The 18,257-nt window shown below is 61.7% G+C and carries 12 protein-coding genes and 1 tRNA gene; 4 read left to right on the top strand and 9 right to left on the bottom strand.

Annotation, left to right across the window (positions count from 1 at the left end):
- The first annotated feature begins 596 nt into the window (after positions 1–596).
- A complete protein-coding gene (locus C0V73_RS01405) occupies positions 597–5,732 on the top strand; it encodes a hypothetical protein (protein WP_102018210.1) in 5,136 nt (1,711 codons plus the stop codon).
- A 252-nt stretch (positions 5,733–5,984) separates the two neighbouring features.
- Here the strand turns inward: C0V73_RS01405 and C0V73_RS01400 are convergent, their stop codons facing one another.
- From C0V73_RS01400 to C0V73_RS01390, 3 genes are all read right to left on the bottom strand, one after another.
- Positions 5,985–6,884 carry a bile acid:sodium symporter gene (locus C0V73_RS01400; protein WP_102018209.1) on the bottom strand — a complete coding sequence of 300 codons (900 nt, stop codon included), beginning with the start codon at positions 6,882–6,884 and terminating at the stop codon, positions 5,985–5,987.
- A 16-nt stretch (positions 6,885–6,900) separates the two neighbouring features.
- Complete coding sequence (locus C0V73_RS01395; RefSeq protein ID WP_102018208.1) at positions 6,901–8,637, bottom strand: AMP-binding protein; 1,737 nt, start codon at positions 8,635–8,637, stop codon at positions 6,901–6,903.
- 268 nt (positions 8,638–8,905) lie between these two features.
- A tRNA-Arg gene (locus tag C0V73_RS01390) sits at positions 8,906–8,982 on the bottom strand.
- A gap of 351 nt (positions 8,983–9,333) precedes the next feature.
- Between C0V73_RS01390 and C0V73_RS01385 the strand changes: the two genes are divergently transcribed.
- Positions 9,334–9,786, top strand: coding sequence for a MarR family winged helix-turn-helix transcriptional regulator (locus tag C0V73_RS01385; RefSeq protein WP_245407845.1), 453 nt, complete (start codon positions 9,334–9,336; stop codon positions 9,784–9,786).
- A gap of 3 nt (positions 9,787–9,789) precedes the next feature.
- Here the strand turns inward: C0V73_RS01385 and C0V73_RS01380 are convergent, their stop codons facing one another.
- The 4 genes from C0V73_RS01380 to C0V73_RS01365 form a co-directional block, all read right to left on the bottom strand.
- Positions 9,790–10,266 (bottom strand): hypothetical protein, encoded by a 477-nt coding sequence (locus tag C0V73_RS01380; RefSeq protein WP_102018207.1) that lies wholly within the window; start codon positions 10,264–10,266, stop codon positions 9,790–9,792.
- 113 nt (positions 10,267–10,379) lie between these two features.
- Positions 10,380–11,201 (bottom strand): transglutaminase family protein, encoded by an 822-nt coding sequence (locus C0V73_RS01375; protein ID WP_102018206.1) that lies wholly within the window; start codon positions 11,199–11,201, stop codon positions 10,380–10,382.
- A 14-nt stretch (positions 11,202–11,215) separates the two neighbouring features.
- Positions 11,216–12,157, bottom strand: a complete 942-nt coding sequence (locus C0V73_RS01370; RefSeq protein WP_102018887.1) for an alpha-E domain-containing protein — start codon at positions 12,155–12,157, stop codon at positions 11,216–11,218.
- Between the two features lie 7 nt (positions 12,158–12,164).
- Positions 12,165–13,574 (bottom strand): circularly permuted type 2 ATP-grasp protein, encoded by a 1,410-nt coding sequence (locus tag C0V73_RS01365; RefSeq protein WP_102018886.1) that lies wholly within the window; start codon positions 13,572–13,574, stop codon positions 12,165–12,167.
- Positions 13,575–13,963: 389 nt separating this feature from the next.
- Between C0V73_RS01365 and C0V73_RS01360 the strand changes: the two genes are divergently transcribed.
- Complete coding sequence (locus C0V73_RS01360) at positions 13,964–14,860, top strand: DMT family transporter (protein ID WP_102018205.1); 897 nt, start codon at positions 13,964–13,966, stop codon at positions 14,858–14,860.
- Positions 14,861–14,927: 67 nt separating this feature from the next.
- On the opposite strand, the gene C0V73_RS01355 is transcribed toward C0V73_RS01360, so the two are convergent.
- Positions 14,928–16,313 (bottom strand): DEAD/DEAH box helicase, encoded by a 1,386-nt coding sequence (locus tag C0V73_RS01355; protein WP_102018204.1) that lies wholly within the window; start codon positions 16,311–16,313, stop codon positions 14,928–14,930.
- A 463-nt stretch (positions 16,314–16,776) separates the two neighbouring features.
- Between C0V73_RS01355 and C0V73_RS01350 the strand changes: the two genes are divergently transcribed.
- Entirely contained in the window at positions 16,777–17,052 is a 276-nt protein-coding gene (locus C0V73_RS01350; protein WP_102018203.1) for a PepSY domain-containing protein, read from the top strand.
- A 62-nt stretch (positions 17,053–17,114) separates the two neighbouring features.
- On the opposite strand, the gene C0V73_RS01345 is transcribed toward C0V73_RS01350, so the two are convergent.
- A complete protein-coding gene (locus C0V73_RS01345) occupies positions 17,115–18,254 on the bottom strand; it encodes a DNA alkylation repair protein (RefSeq protein WP_102018202.1) in 1,140 nt (379 codons plus the stop codon).
- Positions 18,255–18,257 lie beyond the last annotated feature (3 nt).

Here is an 18,257-nt window from a genome sequence, read left to right as displayed (position 1 = left end):
ACATCACATCTGTTGTCGGCCATGGGGCTGGCCAGGTTACGTTCCCGCGCGGAGGCGTCTAGGGAACACCTATTCGGCCTAGCTTGCTTTGGGCTTGCGTTCTGCCGCCCGCTCACATCTTGAAGCTTGCCAAATCACTTCGTCTTGTTGATAGCATCCAAGGAAAGTTGCATGTACGTAACTGGCCAACAAGAATAGATGGGTGACTTCCCGCATAGGCTGTTAATAGAAAATTAGAGTGTGCGGCCTAATCATTTGGGCAAGACTCGTCTCACCACATTCGTTTGTACACGAATCGGTGAGGCAAGGTGCGTGTCCGGATCGGGATGCGGACCTAGGTGGTGTGGGAAGCAGAGATCAGCTCTGCTGCATGATGCCCTCTCCAACGCCAGGCTCGGTCGAGCCATGTTTTCCAAAGACTTTCGTCCGTGAGGACACCGTTGTAGGGCGTCAACAGACAAACGCTTGAAGACGGATATCAGCCACTTAGGGCGCATTATGCTCCCGGGGTCGAGACGGTGATGCACAGGCTGTGCTCCCCCGATCGGTGGCAAGGAATGCAACGGCCAACCGCAAACGTTGAAGGCGCGCGTCACATGACTTCGATTATCTCTTCTTTGAGCATCAACCAGATCAAAACGCTGTCTACCGCGACGATCGCCAACTTCACGAGCTCCGACATTGCCGCACTGAGCACAGCTCAGGTTGCGGCTCTTTCCTCGACTCAGATCGGCGCGTTGCAGACCGACGACTTCGACGGCCTCAGCTCCAGCCAGCTCGGTGCGATCTCGAGCGTCGCTGCTCGTGGACTCACAGTTGACCAGCTCGCAGTCATCGATAGCGCCAAGATGTCCGGCCTCAACAGCCGCCAGCTCGGAGCACTGACGTCCACGCAGGTCGCTGCACTGACCTCTGACCAGTTCGAAGCGCTCTCCACCTCGCAGCTCAACGCCATCAGCAGCCTGGGTCTGGCCGGCCTCCAGACCGATGACATCGCGACGCTGACCTCCGCTGAACTCTCGGTCCTCAGCACGCGCGCACTGGCTGGCCTCTCGACCGGCAGCTTTGCAGCCCTCACAAGCGGCCAGCTCTCCGGGCTGACCAGCGGTCAGATCGCCTCTCTCTCGACAGCCGTCATCGCCAATCTGACCTCCACGCAGATTGACGGCCTGACCTCGACCCAGATCTCGGCGCTCACCTCGCGCCAGATTTCGGCTCTGTCGTCTGACAATCTTGCGACCTTCTCCACGGAACAGGTCGTTGCGCTGAACAGCCGCGCTGTTGCAGCTCTCTCTTCCGCACAGGTTTCTGCTCTCTCCAGCACCCAGGTTGGTGTTCTGACCACGAGCCAGCTCGCTGTCCTCACCTCTTCGGCCGTCCGAGGCCTCGGCGCCGACGATATCGACAGCCTGTCCTCCGACAAGATCGCGGCTCTCGCATCGAAAAGCCTCGCTGCTCTGTCGACCGACGCATTTGCTTCTCTCGACTCGACCCAGCTGGCTGCATTGACCTCTGCAAAGGTCGGCACTCTGACCACCACGCAGATTGCTTTGCTGACCTCCGCGCAGGCTGATGGCCTGACGTCGACCCAGTTAGCCGGCCTCACCAGCGCTCAGATGAGCGCCATGTCCTCCGATACGCTGGCGTCGCTGACGACCGATCAGATCGCAGGCCTCAGCAGCCGCGTTATCGGTTCGCTGACCTCTGCCAAGGTCGCCGCACTCAGCAGCGCTCAGATTGATGGTCTCTCGACCTTGCAGCTTGCTGCCCTCAGCTCCACCGCGATCCGCGGTCTGGAAACCGCTGATATCGCGACCTTCACATCGACCGAGCTTGCAGCACTTAACTCCCGTGCCCTTGCTGCACTCTCGACTGACAACATTGCAGTTCTCACCTCGGGTCAGCTGACCGCTCTGTCCAGCGGACAGGTTGCTTCGCTGACCACGCAGCAGGTTGCCGCTCTCGGTAGCGCGCAGCTGACCGGCCTCAGCACAAACCAGGTTGCCGCTCTGAGCTCTGCACAGGTGATAGCGCTCGGAACCGCCAATGTGGCATCCCTGTCGACCGGGCAGGTAGCTGCGTTGAGCAGCCGCGCTGTCGGCGCGCTGACGACGGCTCAGCTCGATGCCATGACAACTGGCCAGATCGAGGCCCTCAGCTCTGCCCAGATCGCAGCTCTGTCCTCCAGTGACCTCGCTGCTCTCTCGTCCGACGATCTGAACACCTTCACGACCGCCGAGTTTGCGAGCCTGAGCTCCGCTGCCATCCGCGGCATCACCTCCGCAGTCATCGGCAGCCTGACGACCGACCGAATCGCTGCCCTCAACTCCAAGGCTGTGGCCGCTCTGGAAAGCAGCCAGGTTGTCGCGCTGACGTCCGCTCAGGTCGCTGCATTGAGCACCAGCCAGATCGGCGCCTTGAGCTCCGCTGCAGTCCGCGCACTCGAAACTGCAGATCTCGCGACCTTCGACTCGGCCGACATCGCTGCCCTGCAGTCTCGTTCGCTCGCAGCACTCACCACCGACAAGTTCGCAACGCTGACGTCGACCCAGCTCGTGGGCCTGACCTCCGGCCAGATCGCGGCCCTGTCGACAGCCATCATCGGTACGCTCGACAGCACTCAGCTCGACGGCTTCACCACCAGCCAGATTGCTTCTCTGTCCTCGGTCCAGCTCGCTGCACTGACGACCGCTGCAATCGCCTCTCTCGACACCGCTCAGCTGGCCGCAATCACCACGCGTGCCATCAGTGCGCTGAAGTCCGATCAGCTTGGTGCGCTCACTTCCGCCCAGTTCGATGCTCTTTCCACCGGACAGCTGTCACAGCTGACTTCCACGGCCATCCGCGGCCTTGACTCCTCTGCAGTCGGAACTCTTACCTCTTCCGAGATCGCAGTCCTGAGCAGCCGCGCAATTGCCGCCCTGTCGACCCAGAACGTTGCCCTGCTCGACTCGGCACAGATCTCTGGTCTCACCTCTGCACAGGTTACGGCGCTGACGACCGCTCAGGTTGGCATTCTCGATAGCGATCAGCTGGATGGTCTTGCCAGCGGTCTCGTCGGCCTGATGTCCAGCGCTCAGGTCAGCGTTCTGACGACTGACGCAGTGGCCTCGCTCTCGACCGATCAGGTCGCTGCCATCAGCAGCCGCGCATTCGGTGCTCTGAGCTCTGCCCAGATTGCTGCAATGACCACCGGCCAGATCGCCGCACTCACGACGAACCAGATCGCTGCGCTCTCGAGTGCTGCCGTTGCCGGCCTCGGCACCGACGACCTCGATACCTTCGCTTCCAGCGACCTTGCTGCTCTGAACTCCAGAGCTCTTGCAGCCCTGTCGACGACGAACATCGCTTCACTCGACTCGACGCAGCTTGCGGGCCTGACCACCGGCCAGATGTCTGCAATGACCACTGCCCAGGTCGCGACCCTGGTCAGCACCCAGATCGACGGATTGACGACGGCCATCGTGGCCATGCTGTCGAGCTCGCAGATCCGGGCACTGACGACCGATGCTCTGGCCTCGCTGTCCACCGAACAGATCGCTGCGGTGAACACCCGCGCAATCGCTGCCCTCGGCTCTGACGCAGTGGCTGCCCTCAGCTCTACCCAGATCGGTGTTCTCACCACTGGGCAGCTGGCATCGCTGACCAGCGCTGCGGTCGCCGGTTTGACGAGCGAAGACCTCGACGGTCTGGACTCGGCGGATCTCGCAGTCATGAACTCCCGAGCCATCGCTGCCCTCTCGACGCAGAACATCGCTTCGCTGGACAGCACGCAGCTGAGCGGTCTGACGACGGCGCAGGTTGCTTCTCTGACCACGGCTCAGCTCGCGGCCCTCGGCTCCGCTCAGATCGACGGACTGACATCGACACAGGTCGCAGTCCTCAGCTCTGTACAGATCCAGGCCCTGTCCACCGACAACATCGCCTCGCTCTCCACCGAGCAGGTTGCGGCCCTGAATTCCCGGGCGGTTGGCGCACTCTCCTCTGGCCAGCTCGATGCACTGAGCACGGCACAGGTGGCAGCGCTGGTGTCTGGTCAGATTGCAGCCCTGAGCTCTGCCGATCTGGCAGCGCTCTCCTCCGCTGACATCGCGACATTCACCACCGACGAAATCGCAGTGATCTCCTCTGCGGCGATCAGCGGCTTGTCGACGGATGCCATTGCCGGACTGGGAACTGGTCAGGTTGCTGCCATCTCGAGCCGCGCTCTTGGCTCGCTGACCTCGGCGCAGGTCGGTGCACTCACGACCGCCCAGTTTGCCGCCCTCTCTACCGCCCAGCTCTCGCAGCTGAGCTCGGCAGCAGTGGCCGGCATCGAGACTGGAGACCTTGCAACGCTCGACTCCGCTGAACTTGCAGTCCTGCAGACCCGCACGATTGCGGCTCTCAGCTCCGACAAGTTCGCAACTCTGGGCTCTGCACAGCTGAGTGGCCTGACGACCGGCCAGGTGGCCGCGCTGACGACTGCCCAGCTTGCGACGCTCAACAGCGGAACGATCGCAGGTCTGAACTCGACCCAGATCGCTGCCCTGAAGTCCAACCAGATCGCGGCCCTGTCGACCGACAGTCTCGCGGCTCTGACTTCGGCCCAGCTGCCTGGATTGGCAACGAGCGGTATTGCAAGCCTGTCTTCGGACAAGATCGCGGCACTGACATCCGCCCAGTTCGACTATCTCTCGACGGCTCAGCTCGGAGCGATCAGCTCCGCCGGTATCGCCGGTCTGACGACTGAGGACATTGCGACCTTCGCTCCGACGGATCTCGCAGCCCTCAGCCCGAAGGCTCTGGCCGCCATGTCGACCACGAACTTTGCGGCTCTCGGGTCTGCACAGCTCGCCGGCATGACCACAAGCCAGATGGCCGCACTGACAACGGCCCAGATCGCGGTCCTGTCCACCGATGATATCGGCGGCCTGACCCCCGGCCAAATTGGCGCCATGACCAGCGCGCAGCTCGGGGCACTGTCGACACAGAACCTGGCAACCTTCTCGACCAGCCAGATTGGAGCGATCGGTACCCGCGTCCTGTCCAGCTTGAACTCGGCCCAGGTGACGGCACTGACGTCCGCTCAGGTCGAGGCTCTCTCGAGCGGTCAGCTGACAGCCTTGAGCTCGGCAGCGATTGCCGGTCTTGAGACCGAGGACATGGCGACCTTCACGTCGACTGAACTCGGTTTGCTGAACACGAAGACGATTGCCGCACTTTCGACCGGCAACTTCGCCCAACTCACCTCGACGCAGCTTGCAGGCTTGACCCCGGGCCAGGTCGCAGGTCTTACCTCGAGCCAGATCGGTGGTCTGACATCGACGCAGATCGACGGTCTCTCGACGACCCAGATCGCGGCCCTGACGACTGCCCAGGCGGCGAGCCTTTCGACCGCTGGCCTGGTGTCCTTCTCGACCGAACAGGTAGCGGCGCTGAGCTCTAAGGTTGTCGGCTCGCTGTCGACCGATCAGCTGGTGGCCATGACCACGGGTCAGATCGAAGCTCTCAGCTCGACGCAGGTCGCAGCCCTGAGCTCGGCAGCGATCAGCGCCCTGGAAAGCGCGGATCTGGCTCTGTTCTCGACGGACGACATCGCAGCGATCAAGACCTCTGCCATCGCCGGTCTCTCGACCGACGACATCGGCAACCTGACCACTGCCCAGTTGCAGGCTGTTACCACGGCTCAGGTCCAGGCGATGAACACCGACCAGGTTGCGGCCATCGTCGCTGCCTACCAGTCGATCTGATAGGAAGGGGCGCGCCTCGCGCCCCAACCACAGGCACGCTGAAGAGCCCCGCCCTTGCCGGCGGGGCTTTTCGTTTGAGCTAAGCTTGCAACGATGTGCTTCCGGGCCATGCCAGCCGCCGTCCATGAGGTTTGCAATGCTGAGGTAGCACTCGCAATGCAGAGCTATGCTGCAACAAGAAAACGCCGACCCAGATCTTGGGTCGGCGTCTTCAATTGCGTCGCTGGATTGCTGTTGCGGACTATCCTTGCTTCAGGCGCGAACCTTCGCCGCATCTCGTGCCAGGGCCTCTTCTGTCGCGGTACGTCGATACCAGACGGTGATGATCGAGGAGGTGATGACGATGAAGAGGCTGTAGAGGATCGGAATGAACAGCACTTCCTGCTGCTGAATGCCGGTGAATGAGAGCGTCACGATCAGGGCGGCCAGCGGCCCGTTCTGGATGCCGGTTTCGAGGCTAATGGTGCGGGCGCGGTTGCTGTCCTGGCGCAGGCCGCGGGCAAGCCAGTAGCCGAGCAGCATGCCGGTCAGGCCGATCCCGATCGCGGCGACATAGACGGGGAAGGGGGTGTCGAGCAGCATCTGATAATTGCGCGGCACCCAGGAGCCGATCAGGAACAGGATGACGACAACGCCGAGCAGCGATCCGATCATCTCGATCGTGGCTCCGACATTTGCATTCATCTTGCGCAGGAACATGCCGAGCACGGTCGGTACGAGCAGGACCACCAGAACTTGCGCGACATTGCCGGCCGGGATCACATAGTCGCCGCCAAGGCCTGCCAGTCCGCTGTAAAAGCTGAGGAGGAAGGGCACCGTGACGACGGCAACCAGGGTCGAGACCGTCGTCATCATGATCGACAGCGCCAGCACGCCCTTGGAGAAATAGGCGAAGATGTTGCTGGTTGTGCCTCCCGGCATGCAGGCGATCAGGATCAGGCCGGCCGCCATTCCAGCGGGAAGGCCGAGGATGACCGCCAGGGCATAGCCGAGAAATGGCATGATCATGTACTGGCTCAAAAGGCCAACCAGAATGCCCTTCGGCTTGCGGAAGGCGATGAAGAAGTCGCGCCAGGTCATCGAGGCGCCCATGCCGAGCATGATCACCATCATCATGATGCCGAGCAGGGTGGTTTCAAGTTCCGTCAACATGTGGTTTTGCCCTCGCTCACTTCTTGAATTCGACCAGCACTTCGGCCTTCAGATCCTTGCGCAGGATCTTGCCGATAGGCGTCTTCGGCAGGGCGTCTCGGAAGACGATGGATTTGGGAACCTTGTAGTCGCTGAGAACAGTCCGGCAGTGGGCGCGGATCGCCTCTTCGGTCAGGTCTCCTTCGTGGTCAGGGTTCTTCACCACATAGGCGCGCACCGCTTCACCGGTCTTGGCGTCGGGGATGGCGACAACAGCTGCTTCCAGCACTGCGTCCATCTTGGCGAGCGCGTCTTCCACTTCGTTGGGATAGACGTTGAAGCCTGAGACCAGGACGAGGTCCTTCTTGCGGTCGACGATCTTGAGGAAGCCTTGATCGTCCATCACGGCGATGTCGCCTGTCGCGAACCAGCCGTTCTGCAAGGCGGTTGCGCTCTCCTCGGGGCGTTGCCAGTAGCCGAGCATGACCTGGCGGCCGCGGACCAGGAGTTCGCCCGGTTCGCCTGAGGCGACCTGTTTGCCGTCGCCGTCCACCAGGATGACGTCACAGCCGGGCACCGGAATGCCGATGCTGCCGGCCTTTGCCCTGTCGTCGAGTGGATTGAAGCTGACGAGCGGGGATGTTTCGCTGAGGCCATACCCTTCGGCGATCGGCGTTCCCGTCATCACCCGCCAGCGTGTGGCGACCGCCTCATGCAGGGCCGTGCCGCCGGCGATCGCTGCGCGCAACTTCCTGGGCGGATAGGCCGCGAACCATTCCTCGTTCATCAGCCCGTTGAACAGCGTGTTGACCCCGGTAATCCAGGTGATCGGATAGTTCTCGATCGCACGCTGCAGATTTTGCACGGGGCGCGGCGAGGGGATCAGAATGTTGCGCGCGCCGAGTTCGAAGAAGGTCATCAGGTTCGCCGTGAAGGCGAAGATGTGGTAGAGCGGCAGCGCCGTCAGCACCTGATCCTCACAGGCCATGACGCCTCCTGATACGGCGCGCACCTGGTCGAGATTGGTGAGGATATTGCCATGGGTCAGCATGGCGCCCTTGGCGACGCCGGTCGTTCCGCCCGTGTATTGCAGCAGCGCGAGGTCATCGGGACCGGATGCTGCCCACATCGCCTTCACATCCGCGCCATGCGCGCGGCCCTTGGCAAGCGCTTCCTTGATCCGAAGCACGGGAACGCCCAGCGATGGGATAGGCGGCAGAACCTTGCTCCAGAGCTTCTGGACGCCTCTGATGATCACTTCCGGCAGCTTGGGGAAGAATTCAGGCACGCCTGCCAGCACCACGGTCTGGATGCCGGTCTTCGGCACGACCTCGGCCAGCTTGTCGGCGAACATGTCGACGATCACGAGCGCCTTGGCGCCGGAATCGTTGAACTGATGGATCATCTCGCTCGGTGTGTAGAGGGGGTTGGTATTGACCAGGATGCAGCCTGCCTTGAAGACGCCGAAGGCGACAACGGGGTAGGGCAGGCCGTTCGGCAGTTGCACCGCGACCCGGTCGCCGGCGCGCAGGCCGCAGTCATGATGCAGGAAAGCCGCGAAGGCATCCGACATTTCGCCGACCTCGGAATAGGTCAGGCTGCCGTTCATGCCGTTCGGCACGACGCAGGTGAAGGCCTTGCGAGGGCCGTTTGCAGCACAGGACTGATCGACCAGATCGGCGATGCTTCTGTAGCGCAGTTCTCCCAGTTCCTGCGGAATGCTTGCGCCATAAGCCGCCAGCCACGGCCGTGGCGGCGTGAAGATGTGTTCCATGTTTCCTCCCCCAGAGCGCTCTTCGGCGCTTCACCGTTCCGTTCCCCTGGCGCAATTGCGAGTCCGGGAGCCGTTGAACGAGGAAAGGATGGAGTTGTCTTTGGTCAAAGTCCAGCGATTTCGGGGGCTTGCGAGGCCTCGAAGGCGTCCGGGGTGGGGTTGCCGGGGCGAAATCCCATCACGTCCGCGTTATTGGATGAGGCGTGGTCGGAGATGCAGTTACGCGACCGCATGGTGCGTGTTGAAGCGCAAGAGAGATTTGAGAGAATGGCGCACCCGACAGGATTCGAACCTGTGACCTTTGGAATCGGAATCCAACACTCTATCCAGCTGAGCTACGGGTGCTTCCGACGGCGGGTTGACTCGCCGTTCCAGAAGCGGTCATAGCGCAGTCGCTCGCGCGCTTCAATCCGAAAAGATCGGACGCCCCTCTGTAATTCTGCCGCGCGCACGGGATGCGGGCAGAATGGTGAAATGGAGGTCAATTGCCCGGAATTGCTTGCGGTGAGATAAACCAATCCTGGGGGAAATGAACGGCGAGCGTTCAAAAACGTCGTTTGGTGCTGGAACGGTTGCTGTTGCGCCCTTGTGACATCGGTTTAAACAGATAGTATCGTTACAGGTAGGCGTTCGCGCAAGCGGGCGACCTTTTGAGGGGTCTGTATTGGCTATGGCGGGGATATGCCGGAACTTATAATGGATGAATTCGTACCCAATGCGTCGAAACTCGACTTTTCAGTCATGGACGATGCTGTGGGTTATCGTTTGAGACGGGCACAGCTTGCCGTGTTTCAGCATTTCAATGAGGCATTTTCATCGAAGGGCCTTCGGCCGACCGATTTCGCGGTCTTGCTGCTTCTGACCTATAATCAGGGTGCCAAGCAGAGCGAGGTGGCCGAGGCGCTGGGCATCCAGCGTGCGAATTTCGTCGCCATCGTGGACGGGCTGGAAAATAAGGGCTTTATCGAGCGCCGCAAGTCGGAGACCGATCGCCGCGTCCAGTCGCTCTACATGACGCCGGCCGGTGAAGCCTATCTGGAAGAGCTGATGCCGATCTGGATCGATCATGAGAAATGGGTTCTGGATCAGCTGGGCGGTGTGGCGGAACGCGACACGGTCAACCAGTTGCTCAAGCGGCTCTACGACTGATCCTCATAGCCCAATGCCCAAATCATAGCGGCTGATCGCTTCGTCGATCAGCCCATTGGCGATTTTCATCCGCATGGTTGCAGCGTGGCGATAGTCCGCCGCGACGCGATCCGGGTGGTTTTCCCTTGCAAAGTGGCGCCGGCGCTCCTGCAGCCGATCACGATCGTCGGATGCCTCGATACCGAGATCCTCGGCGACTTCGCCGGGGGAGAGGCGCTCCAGCCAGGCCGGCGGTGGGTGCGGGTTTTCGGGCTCTGGTTCCGGCTGCTCGACCTCTTCAGGCATCATGAACAGGTAGGCGTCTAGGCGCTGGTCCATGGCCTCGGGCGAAGCTTCATTAGAAAATGCGGGATGTTCAGGGACGAAGCTTGCGGGAAGCCCGTTGATGCGGAAGGCCGGCTCCTCGGCCGGGCTCTGCTCTTCCGCCTCTTCGTTTAGCCTGTCGACGACCGACTGGAAGACGGACTTTCCAAACAGCATGCGTATACAGACCTCCGCTGCGGCCGTGCCGCGCCTTGGCGCACAACATCACGCCGAGGTGGTGCGGAGCTTGTGCCGCGCCACCTCTCGTTCTGCTCCAATGGTCTAGCGGTTCAGCTCTGCGACTGGCTCTGGCTTTGGGACGGTTCGACCACCAGCTTGACGGTCAGGTCCTCGCCGGCGATCCCGATCCGCATGCCTGAAACAGGGGCGGCATCGGGGTAGCACAGACCGGTTGCGATCCGGACGTAACGGGCGTCGGGGCAGTGGTTGTTGGCGGCGTCGAAACCCACCCAGCCGAGCCCTTGCAGGTGAACCTCGGCCCAGGCATGGGTCGCGACCTGTTCGATGCGGTCGTCCATCAACAGGTAGCCTGAGACGTAACGGGCCGGCAGGGCGAGCAGGCGGGCGGCGGCGATGAAGGCGTGGGCATGGTCCTGGCAGACGCCGCGACCTGCTTCGAGAGCCTGTTCGGCGGTGGTTTCCGTGCCGGTCGTTCCGGTTTCATAAGCGATCTGGGTGTTCAGCTTGCCCATCAGGTCGTGCATCTTCGCCAGTTCGTTGTCGCCCGAGAGGCTGCGCGAGAGCTCGCGGATCAGCTTGCCCGGCTTGGTGAGCGGCGTGTCACGTAGATAAAGCCAGAGCGGCACATAGCCCTGATGCGGACCGAAGACGCCGGAGCGATCCTCGGTCTCGACCTCGCCCGAGGCGACGATGTGGACGCTGTGGCTGTCGCCCTCGGTCGAGACCAGATGGGTGTGGTTGCCAAACTGGTCGTTGAAGCCGGCTTCCACATTGGCGCCGTCAACCGCGATGTTCCAGGAGACGATCTTCTGGCCGGGGCTGTCGAGCGGGCAGAGCCGCAGCCGTTGCAGCGAATACTGGACCGGGTCGTCATAGCGATATTCGGTGGTATGGCTTATCCGCAGACGCATGCGCTCAATCCTGCTCAGCTGTAGAACCGGTAACCCTCAGTGATCTCATTGCCCAGCTTGTTGTTGCTGGCGATGAAATCGTCGAGGAATTCGTGCAGTCCCTGGTCCATGATGGTGCCGATGGTGGTCGACTTCAGCGTCTTGGCGACACTGTCGGCGGTCTCGTGGGCCGGCAGCCGGTGCGCATAATCCTTGGCGAGATAGCCGAGGTTCGATGTGATCTTCTCGTAGCAATAGGCCAGCGACCGAGGCATCTGGCCGTTGAGAATCAGGAAGTCGGCGATGTTGGCCGCCTTGTATTCCCCGTCATAGACCCAGCGATAGGAGCGATGGGCCGAGACCGAGCGCAGGATCGATTCCCACTGCATGTTATCGAGCGAAGAGCCGACATGGGTGATCGCCGGCAGGAGCACGTAGTACTTCACGTCGAGAATGCGGCTCGTATTGTCGGCACGCTCGATGAAGGTGCCGATGCGGGCGAAGTTGTAGATCTCGTTTCGCAGCATCGAGCCATGGAAGGCGCCGCGGATCAGGCCTGCCCGGCGCTTCACTGTATCGATGACTTCAGGCAGATCAGCCGACTTCAGCTTGCGGGCGAGCATCTGCTTGAGTTCGATCCAGCATTCGTTGGTGGCTTCCCAGGTCTCGCGTGTCAGCGCGGTTCGCACCATGCGGGCGTTATTGCGGCCAGCGTCGATGCAGGACATGACGCTCGACGGGTTGGCAGTGTCGCGCAGCATGAAGTCGATGGCATCAGAGGCGGTCACCTTGCCGTGGCGTTCGGCAAACAGTGGGCGCACATCGGCACTTTTCAGGACGGCGTCCCAATCCTCGTCCGAAGCGCCGGAGCGGGTGAGCGACATGCGCAGGCCCGCATCGACGAGACGGGCGATGTTTTCGGCTCTCTCGATGTAGCGGAACATCCAAAAGAGGCCGTTGGCAGTTCTTCCGAGCATGACCATGTCAGTCCTCCAGTACCCAGGTGTCCTTGGTGCCGCCGCCCTGGCTGGAATTGACCACGAGCGAACCCTGCTTCAGGGCAACGCGGGTCAAGCCGCCGGGAATGATCTGCACCTTGTCGGAGACGAGGACATAAGGACGTAGGTCGACGTGGCGGGGCGCGATCCCCTTGTTGACGAGGATCGGCACCGTCGAGAGCGACAGCGTCGGCTGGGCGATATAGTTCGAGGGGCGTGCCTTGAGCTTGTCGGCGAAGTCAGCGCGTTCTTTCTTCGTGGCCGTCGGGCCGACCAGCATGCCGTAGCCGCCGGAACCGTGGACTTCCTTGACGACGAGTTCTTCCAGATGTTCGAGCACGTATTTCAGGCTGTCGGCTTCCGAACAGCGCCAGGTCGGCACGTTTTCGAGAAGCGCCTTGCGACCGGTGTAGAATTCGACGATCTCCGGCATGTAGCTGTAGATCGCCTTGTCGTCGGAAATGCCGGTACCCGGTGCATTGGCAATCGTGATGTTGCCGGCGCGGTAGACGTCCATGATGCCGGGAATGCCGAGTGCCGAATCGGGGCGGAAGGTGAGGGGATCGAGGAAGTCGTCATCGACGCGGCGGTAAAGCACATCGATTGCCTCGTAGCCTCGCGTCGTGCGCATCTTCACCTTGCCGTCGATGACGCGCAGGTCCGAACCTTCGACCAGTTCCACGCCCATCATGTCGGCGAGGAAGGAGTGCTCGTAATAAGCGGAATTGTAGATGCCGGGGGTCAGGACCGCGACGCGGGGCTTGCCCTTGCAGCCCGGAGGAGCAAGCGAAGCGAGCGACTGCCGCAGCAGATAGGGGTAATCCTCGACGCGCTGCACCTTGTTGAGCTGAAAGAGCTCCGGGAACATCTGCATCATGGTTTCCCGGTTCTCCAGCATGTAGGAGACCCCGGAGGGCGTGCGGGCATTGTCTTCCAGCACGTAGAACTGGTCTTCGCCCGTGCGCACGATGTCGGTGCCGACGATGTGGGTATAGACGCCACCCGGCGGGCGGAAGCCGATCATCTCGGGCAGGAAGGCGACGTTCTTCTCGATCAGCTCGCGGGGAATACGGCCGGCCTTGATGATTTCCTGCTTGTGGTAGATGTCGTCGAGAAAGGCGTTGAGTGCCAGCACGCGCTGTTCGATGCCCTGGGCGAGCTTGCGCCATTCGCGGCCGGAAATGATGCGCGGAATGATGTCGAAGGGGATCAGCTTCTCGGCGCTGTCAGCATGGCCGTAGACGGCGAAGGTGATGCCGGTCTTGCGGAATATGTTCTCCGCATCTCTCGACTTGGCCAGAAGCCTTGCCGGGTCCTGGCTGGAATACCAATCGAAATAGTTCTGATAAGGTCCGCGCGGAGCACCGTCCGCACCAATCATTTCATCAAATGCCAATGGCGCCATCCCCTTTTTTGGTCATTTGAATACAAGCATTTGGGCAATGCAAGCTGCATCGCAGGCTGTACGCGTAGAATTAGAAATATCTGCTTTTGCCTGTATGGACGGCATTGGCGCAAAGTTTGTGCAATTCAGCCTTTGTCTTTCGCCGGTTCTGCGGTTCTGTCGGGCGGTGGTTTCGCATTTGTCAGGCGCAGCGCATATGAGGCATGAGTTTCTGCTGAAGATTTAGGCAGGTGCTTCGCAATGTTTTTTGTCGTGAGGCCTGATGTGAGCGGAATTCAACGGCAGTTGCAGGAAAACTCTTTTGACCGCGGGCCGGGTGGCCTTTATCGAGACGGGCAGCCGGCGGCTTGCGATCCGGTCCTCGAAAGACGAATCCGCTTATGACCCTTGCCCGTCTCGCTCCCGTGCTCTTCGTATTGTTGTGGTCGACCGGATGGGTCTCGGCCAAATACGCGACCTTCTTTGCCGATCCGCTGACCTTTCTCGTCGTGCGCTACGGGACGGCAGTCGTGCTGTTCTACATCGTCTGTCGCATCGGCGGTGTCTCCTGGCCAAAAGATCGGGCCGGATGGCTGCATGCGATCGTGTCAGGCGTGTTTCTGCACGGGCTTTATCTCGGGATGGTCTGGTGGGCGATCGGGCAGGGGGTGCCGGCGGCCCTGTCCGGGATCATCGCAGGACTACAGCCGCTGATGACCGGGATCGCTGCCGCCTATCTGATCGGCGAGAACCTCAACACCGGTCAGCGGGTGGGCCTCGTCGTCGGCTTTGTCGGTGTGGCGATTGCCGTGCTGCCGAAAGTGCTTGTCATCGATGCCTCGACAATTCCGGCCTATGCCGTGGCGGTCAATGTGCTTGCCATGGCGTGCGTTACCACGGGCACGCTCTATCAGAAGAGGCTGGTGAAGGATGGCGATCTGCGGGCGGTCGCGACACTGCAGTATATCGGCGCCCTGATCGTTACCATCCCGGCTGCTCTCCTGCTGGAGGATCTCCACGTCGAGTGGAGCCTCGGCTTCTTCGCAACGCTCGCCTGGTCGGTGGTCGGGATTTCCATGGGCGCGATTGCGCTCCTGCTCTACCTCATCCGTCGCGGCGACGTGTCGAAGGCAGCGTCCCTGATTTATCTCGTGCCGCCGCTTGCAGCACTTGAGGCAGCAATTGCGTTCGGGGAGGAGCTTACCGTGCCGATGATGATCGGCACCTGCGTCGTCATGGTCGGCGTCTATCTGATCAACCGGAAGAGCGCGGTCGAGCCCATCATCCTGAAAGACTGACGATACGAAAAATGGCGCGGTGGGGACCGCGCCATTTGATATGTCAGCTCGTTATTCAGCGCGAAACTCAGGCTTCGCGGCGACGTCCGCCCGCTGTGCCAGAGCGGGCCGGACGGCCCTGGCCGCCGTTGGCGCTGCGGTTCTGACCGCCGCCATTGCCACCCTTGCGGTGACCGGACTTGGCCGGACGACCGTCAGCCTTGGCGCCGCCTTCGGACTTGCCACGACCCTGGCCCTGGTGATTGCGGTTGTTGCCGCCAGCACCTGCACCGCCGCCGCCGCGACGCTGCGGACGTGCCGGGCGTGCGAGGTTTGCCGGCGGTTCGCCAGAGGCGACCGGGATGTCGATGCCCATCAGCTTTTCGACGTCGCGCAGCAGGCGACCTTCATCGGGACCGCAGAATGCGATCGCAATGCCGTCACGGCCAGCACGGGCCGTACGGCCGATGCGGTGGACGTAAGCGTCCGGAACTTCCGGCAGGTCGTAGTTGAAGACGTGGGAAACGGCCGGGATGTCGATGCCGCGGGCGGCAACGTCGGTGGCGATCAGCGTCTTGATCTCGCCGTCACGGAAACCCTTCAGTGCCCGCTCGCGCTGGCCCTGGCTCTTGTTTCCGTGGATCGAGGCGACCGAGTAACCGGTGGCGTCGAGGTGCTTCATCAGCTTTTCCGCGCCGTGCTTGGTGCGCAGGAAGACGATTGAGCGTCCATCCGGATTGTCGTTGAGGATCTTCTTGAGCATTTCCGTCTTGGCGTTCTGGCCGGCGACGAAATGCACATGCTGCTCGACCTTGTCGGCGGCCTTGCCCGGAGGGGACACGGCGACCTTGAGCGGATCGGTCAGGAAGCTTGCGGCGAGGTCAGCGATCGACGGCGGCATGGTGGCCGAGAAGAGCAGCGTCTGGCGCTTCGGCGGGACCATCTTCGAGATCTTGCGCAGGTCATGGATGAAGCCGAGGTCCAGCATCTGGTCGGCTTCGTCGAGAACGAGGTAACGGACGGCGCGCAGCGAGATCGCGTTGCGGGCGATCAGGTCGAGCAGGCGGCCCGGGGTCGCGACGAGGATGTCGGTGCCCTTTTCGAGCTGCAGCTGCTGCTTGCCGATGGAGGCTCCACCGACGACCTGGTTGATCTTCAGCGGCAGGCGGCGCAGGTAGCTGCGCAGGTTGTCGCCGATCTGGTTTACCAGTTCGCGGGTCGGGGCGAGAATGAGAGCGCGGGTGGTGCGGTTGTCGGGGCGCTTCTCATCCTTGAGAAGCATCTCGATCATCGGCAGGCCGAAGGCAGCGGTCTTGCCGGTGCCGGTCTGTGCGAGGCCGATCAGGTCACGTCCACCGAGAACGACGGGGATGCCCTTCTCCTGGATCGGGGTCGGGGTCGTGAAGCCGAGCGTCGTCAGCGTCGCGACGATATTCTTGGAGAGGCCAAGATCATCGAAAGTTGTCAAAGTCATACCTTTCGGGGCGCCAAATGCACAAATCCCGGAACGCGATCTTCGCGAGCCGGTTGGCATTGGCGTCAAGAACCCCGCGTGATTTGGGAACTTGTAAGTTGGAAAAAAGCTTTCCAAGCGCATCGGCGGAATGTCCGCCCGGATGTCATGCGCCTTATCCTTCGTCGCGTCTCAGATGTCGCTGGGCACGCTCACGCGGCGGCCGGAAGGTAAAAGCTGGACTGCAAATGAGCCTATTCGGCGGAGAAGTCAAGTGCAATGCACAAATCTGCGCCCGGGGCTTGTGGCACAACAGGCATTTGGTGAGGCGGCTTGTTCAACCGGATGCCGGGTTTGTGAGGTGAACAAAAGCGACAAGTGCGGGGTTTCGCCCATGACGGTGCCCGATCCGGGCCGGCTTCTGCAGCAGAGAAATCTGCCCGGCGGGGCTGCGTCGAATGATCAATGATATACGGAGACAGCCATGAAGACCCTACTTGCAGCCTCAGCCCTCATCCTCGCCGCCTCGATCGGATCGGTTCGGGCCGATGACGATCCGGCATGCCGGGATGTGACGGTCGAGGCGCGCATGTCGCTTGGTGACATGGAAAAGCGGGCTTTGACCGAGAATGTCACGGCCCAGGAGATCGTGGTCGATGACGGCTGCTACGAGGTGAAAGGCATGCGCGACGGGCGTCGTGTCGAGGCGACCTTTCATCCCGTCTCGGGCGAATTGCTGAAGATTGAAAACGACGATTGAGCCTGACCACTTTATGACCTGTTCGAGGCCCGCTTGCCGCGGGCCTCTTGCGTTTCAATCGCTCATGCCGGTGATGCTCGCTGGCCTTGATCGTCGCGGCCTTCAGAGGCGCCGAGATCGAAATCCGCGCCTGTCTGCACAACCCCATTCAGCATGATCTCAAGCCTGTGGCGACCGGGATAATAGACGCGTGTGGTGATCGGTCGAAAGGCATGGCGCTTCACGATGGTCACGCTTTCACCTGGCTTCAGCGGAAGGCTCTTGCCCTTGAAGACCTTCGGAGAGAGCGATCCGTCCTTCTTCTGGTGGTGGATGGCGTAGTCGACCAGCACCGTACGCATGTCCTTATCAGTATTAGAGAGAAGGACCTCGAAGGCCAGTTCGCCGGGGAAGTCGATCTGCTGGGTCTCCAGCGTGAGGGTCACTGACACGTCGTCCAGTGGCGCGAAGCCGAAATTGGCGAGTGCCTTGCCATGGCCCTTCTTGATCAGCGTGCGCGAGGCGTGTTTGAGCAGCCAGAGCCGATCTTTCGAAGCGCCTTGAGCGTGGCGCTCGACGAAGTCAGCGACGAGATCCGGGTGATCCTTCGCGATGTCGTTCAGGCTGTTGGCGACCGAGCGGCGGACATAGTCCTCGGGGTCATCGATCAGGGATTCGAGGATCGGCAGGAGGGGTGTGGGGTCCTTCACCAGAGCGGGCAGGCGCATGGCCCAGGGCAGGCGGGGGCGGGTGCCTTCGCTCGCAAGGCGTCTCACATGGTGGTTCGGGTCGGTCACCCAGCCGGCGATGATCGCAAGTGCTGCATCCTGTTCCTCGGCGAGGAAGGGGCGGATACCGAATTCCGCGGTGAAATGCGGCGTTAGCGCCTTCAGGAGGTCGAGGGCCGTTTCAAGATGGCCGCGGCCGTGGGCGGCAACATACTGGTTGAAGGAGAGGAGGGCCCAACCGCTGAGGCCCGCCCGATCCGGTGCCGGCAGACAACCGTGCAGGATCCTGCCCGCCTGCTCGAAATCGGCAGGCAGATGTCGGTGCAGCGCATCCGCGATAGATTGCCCGCGCTGCATCAGCTCCAGCCCTTCGATGACGGGCAGGATGTCGGCGATGAAGGCGGCGTGATCGAAGGGGCCCCAAGCCCGCGCCACGGCATCAGCTGTATCGCGGGCGGTGTGTGGGCCGATCAGGTGTTTCAGCGGCTCGGCCATGAT

The sequence above is a fragment of the Rhizobium sp. TH135 genome (assembly GCF_002855515.1).
In the GTDB taxonomy this organism is placed as follows: Bacteria; Pseudomonadota; Alphaproteobacteria; order Rhizobiales; family Rhizobiaceae; genus Allorhizobium.
Note: the sequence above shows the minus strand (reverse complement) of the source record. Positions and strands in the feature narration are given on the sequence as shown.